Below are 4,319 nucleotides of genomic sequence, written 5' to 3' on the forward strand. Positions count from 1 at the left end.
AGCGATTGACGCATACAAAAGGGCATTGTCTTCAGACGGCATTTCTAAAGATGAGGTAAAGCTTAAGATTGCAGAAAGCTACCGTAAGTTAAATCAGCCTGAAAATGCGGTGAAGTGGTATGAAGAGGTAATGAGATTTAACTATGACAATATTGACGCGATTTATATCCTACATTACGCAGAGGCGCTTAACTCACAGAAGCAATATGCTGATGCAAAAGAATGGTACGAGACTTATAACACAAGAGCCCAAAACGATGGGAGAGCGCAGAAAAAACTAAATACCTTAAATAACCAAAAGCAGTTATACAGAAACGAAGCCACTGTATCTGTAAGAAAAACTAGTTTTAACTCTGATGCAGCTGACTTTTGCCCGACTGTAATAGATGAAGGAATTGTATTTGTGTCTTCTCGGGAATCTGATAGCCCTTTAGCTGAAGTTTTTAACTGGGACAAGTCAAATTATCTGGATTTATTTATTTACAAAGATGGAAAGGTTACTGGTTTTGATAAAACATTAAATTCTAAATTTCATGAAGGTCCTGCAGCCTTTTATGACAATGGAAACAAGATAATTTTCACCAGAAACAACTATTTAAAAGGTAAAATAAACGAGAGTAAAGAAGGTGTTACCAAACTTAAACTCTATGCATCAGCAAAAGATGCTGATGGGGAGTGGGCAGTGCCTATGCCTCTTTCTTTCAACAGTGATGAATATTCGGTTGGGCACCCAGCCATTTCACCCGATGGTAATACACTGTATTTTGCTTCTGACATGCCTGGTGGAGCAGGGGGTGTTGATATTTATAAAAGCCAGTTTCAAGATGGACAGTGGCAAACCCCAGTTAATTTAGGTGATGGAGTAAATACCGAGGGAAATGAGCTATTCCCCTCTATTCAAAATAATAAGTTATACTTTGCCAGTAACGGACATGGCGGTTTAGGTGGTTTAGATATTTTCGTTACCGACTTGTCAAAAACAGTACTAACTGCAGAAAATGTAGGGTCACCTATCAACGGATCGCTTGATGATTTTGGTTTGGTAATGAATGAGGATGAAAACGGAGGGTTCTTCTCTAGTAATAGAGATGGTAGTGGAAATCAAGACGATATTTACATTTTTAACACCGATGGTCCGCTTGTAATGGTTTACCAGGTAAGTGGTAAGGTTTATGATAAAAGGGCAGATGAACCGGTTACTGATGTGTTGGTGTATTTGGTAAATGACCAGGAAGTGGTAATAAACTCTGTTAAGACAGATAGTTTAGGAAATTATACATTGCCAGTGGAGCCAAACCAGTCTTATAAGTTACAGGCTGGTACCCAGGACTATTTAACAACAGAGTTGCCGTTGGTTACTACAGGTAGCGATGACAAAACTGCCTGGGAGGTAGATTTGCCTTTATCAAAAGATTATGGTTTTGCACTAAAAGGCTTGGTTACCGACAACGCCAATCAGGAAAATTTAGAAGGGGTGAAAGTGACCTTGATTGATAATTTGTCTAATGAAAAAGCATTGGAAGCAAATACATTAGGAGATGGTGTATTTAATTATAAAATCAAGGATTACGAAATTGAAGATAGAATAAGCTACCAGATAAAGCTTGAAAAGGAGGGATACCTAACCAAAATGTTGGTTTTCAACACCCAACTTGATGAGCCTGGAACCTATGACCTTAATAATTCTCTTAATTTAGGTCTTGACAAACTGGAAATTGGTGCCGATATTGGTAAACTTATTGATATTCAGCCTATTTACTTCGATGTGGGTAAATATGCAATTCGCCCAGATGCAGCAAACGAGCTCAATAAGGTGGTGGAGATTATGAAAGAAAACCCCGGGATTGAAATAGAGTTAGGATCACATACTGATTCAAGAGGTAGTGCCAGTTCAAATTTGAGACTTTCAGATAAACGCGCAAAAGCCTCAGCTCAATACATAATTTCACAAGGAATAGATGAGTCCAGAATCATTGGAAAAGGCTACGGGGAACAACAATTGATAAACAAATGTTCTGATGGGGTGCCTTGTAGCGCTGAAGAACATCAATTAAACAGGAGGACAGAATTTAAGATTACTAAATTTTAATGTATTGAATAAGCAAGAAGAAGCTAAGTTAGACAGAGAAAAGGAGAGGCTAGAGGCGATACAAGAGTACAATGTTGAGTCTAACAACCCAATTCTAGACGATTTAGTAATATTAGCATCACATATCTGCAAGACCGAAATCTCGCTCGTCACACTCTTAGATAAAGATGTACAGTGGTTTAAGGCTAAACATGGCATAGAACCAAACCACACACCAAGAGAAGTGGCGTTTTGTAATATTGCGATTGATGGCAAAGAAATTCTCGAAATTGAAGATACACATCGTGATGAGCGATTTATAAGCAACCCGCTCGTTACTGGTGAACCACACATTCGGTTTTATGCCGGAGCTCCAATAATTAATTATAAAGGATTTCCATTAGGTACGCTTTGCGTTATAGATTCAAAACCTAAGAAACTTACTCAGGAACAGCGCGAATCACTGACGATCATAAGCAGGCTCGTGGTACAGTGTTTAGATAAAGATTTAAGAGAGCAAAAAGCCACTGAAGCATTACAGTTTAAAAGTGATTTATTGAATCTCATGAGTCAGGAAATGCTCTCACCTATGAACAATATTATTGGCCTCATAGAGATGATAGCCTCTGAGGGAGCTGATACTAAAGAAAATATAGGCGATCTAAGGAGTTCCGCTGAGAAGCTCCACGGTTTGATAAACAATATGCTCGACTTTCATAATGTGAAAGAGGGTAAAATAAGCCCGCAGGAAATACCTTTTGATCTTGATGCTATTGTTAGAAACCTCAGAAATACAGCTAAGCCGCGCTTAGATGAGAAAAATATAAAACTCAAGCTGAATTACGACTTATCAATTCCTGATACCATGTTGGGCGACCCTCAGCGGGTAGAGCAGGTATTAGGGCACCTGATTGATTTTGCTTATATACACAGTGAAGAAGGTAATCTAAAATTAAACACTGAAATTGTTGACGAAGGAAGCAAAGAGATAGTTGTAAGATTTACCTCAACCTTTCCCGGAGAAATCCAGAAAAAGCCTGTCCCAGAAAATTCTAAGGATTTATTTGACGAAAATGGAGATTCTGTAGCCAGAGATTTAATAAAAATGCTCGGGGGCAAGTTGGTGATAAAGAGCAAAAAAGGTAAAACCTCAGCCACTTTTTCATTAAGGTTTAGAAAGTCAAAAGATCAGGGTTTAAAAAGTCCGGCAAAGAAAAAGCCAGGACTGTTATCTGATTTTAAGGGCGTAAAAGTCTTGCTGGTTGACGATTTAGAAACGAACAGGATAATACTTGGCAAATTCCTCGAAAAGTGGGGTATTAAATTCGATACAGCCAATGATGGCCAACAAGCGATCGATTTAGCGTTGAAAAACGAATATGCTCTTATTCTAATGGATTTACGAATGCCGGTTGTAGATGGATTTGAGGCAACAAGACAAATTAAACTGAAGAAAGAAGTGCCTATTATAGCGCTTACAGCCTCACTCTCGACTTTTGATGACGATGCCTATATCAACAGCACAATAGACGATTTATTAGCCAAGCCATTTCACCCAATGGATCTGAAGCAAAAAATACACTCATTGCTAAAAAGTAGGGTGGGTCTTGCTTAGAGCTCCTGCAATCGCTGCATAATATCATCACGCCTGCTACGACTCATAGGGATTTGTTTTTTGCCCACAGAGAGCATATTTCCGTCTACTGCATCCACGTGATGTAGCGAAACGATATAGGAGCGGTGTATTTGCACAAATTCACAAGGAAGTTTTTGCGAAAAATCTTTGAGAGAGGCATATGTAATGTGAAACTTCTCTTCTGTATATATTTTTATGTAATCACCATAAGCTTCGATGTACATGATGTCATCGATATTTAACTTCACCAGCTTATGTTCCTCTTTAATAAACATAGACCGTTTTTTACTATCGCTATTGGTCTTTGCTTTTTTTACGGCATTCAAAAACTTGGCATAATTGTCTAAAGGTTTGAGCAGGTAGGCAGATACGTTAAGCTCAAATGCATCAATTACATATTTCTGTTCGCTACTTACAATTATAATTTGAGGAGTTTTTTCCAGAGACTTAAGCAATTCTAAACCAGTCATTTCTGGCATTTCGATATCCAGAAAGACAAGATCTACACTATTGTTTTGCAGAAAGTTATAGGCATCCACAGCATTGTCGAAGCCACCTAGTAACTCTAGGGAATCTGTCTTTTCTATAAACTGTGTAAGTATAGTTAAAAACAGA

General features: G+C 38.2%; 3 protein-coding genes. 2 read left to right on the plus strand and 1 reads right to left on the minus strand.

Annotation, left to right across the window (positions count from 1 at the left end; translation table 11 throughout):
- Both E1176_RS05100 and E1176_RS05105 read left to right on the plus strand, forming a co-directional pair.
- Positions 1 to 2,089, plus strand: a 2,089-nt coding sequence (locus E1176_RS05100; RefSeq protein ID WP_155209488.1) for an OmpA family protein, incomplete at its 5' end; no start/stop codon positions are given.
- A 4-nt stretch (positions 2,090 to 2,093) separates the two neighbouring features.
- Complete coding sequence (locus tag E1176_RS05105) at positions 2,094 to 3,683, plus strand: response regulator (protein ID WP_155209489.1); 1,590 nt, start codon at positions 2,094 to 2,096, stop codon at positions 3,681 to 3,683.
- On the opposite strand, the gene E1176_RS05110 is transcribed toward E1176_RS05105, so the two are convergent.
- Positions 3,680 to 4,319, minus strand: a 640-nt coding sequence (locus E1176_RS05110; RefSeq protein ID WP_155209490.1) for a LytR/AlgR family response regulator transcription factor, incomplete at its 5' end; no start/stop codon positions are given. The two genes, E1176_RS05105 and E1176_RS05110, sit on opposite strands and share 4 nt — an antisense overlap.

Source organism: Fulvivirga aurantia (assembly GCF_009711475.1).
Taxonomy (GTDB): domain Bacteria; phylum Bacteroidota; class Bacteroidia; order Cytophagales; family Cyclobacteriaceae; genus Fulvivirga; species Fulvivirga aurantia.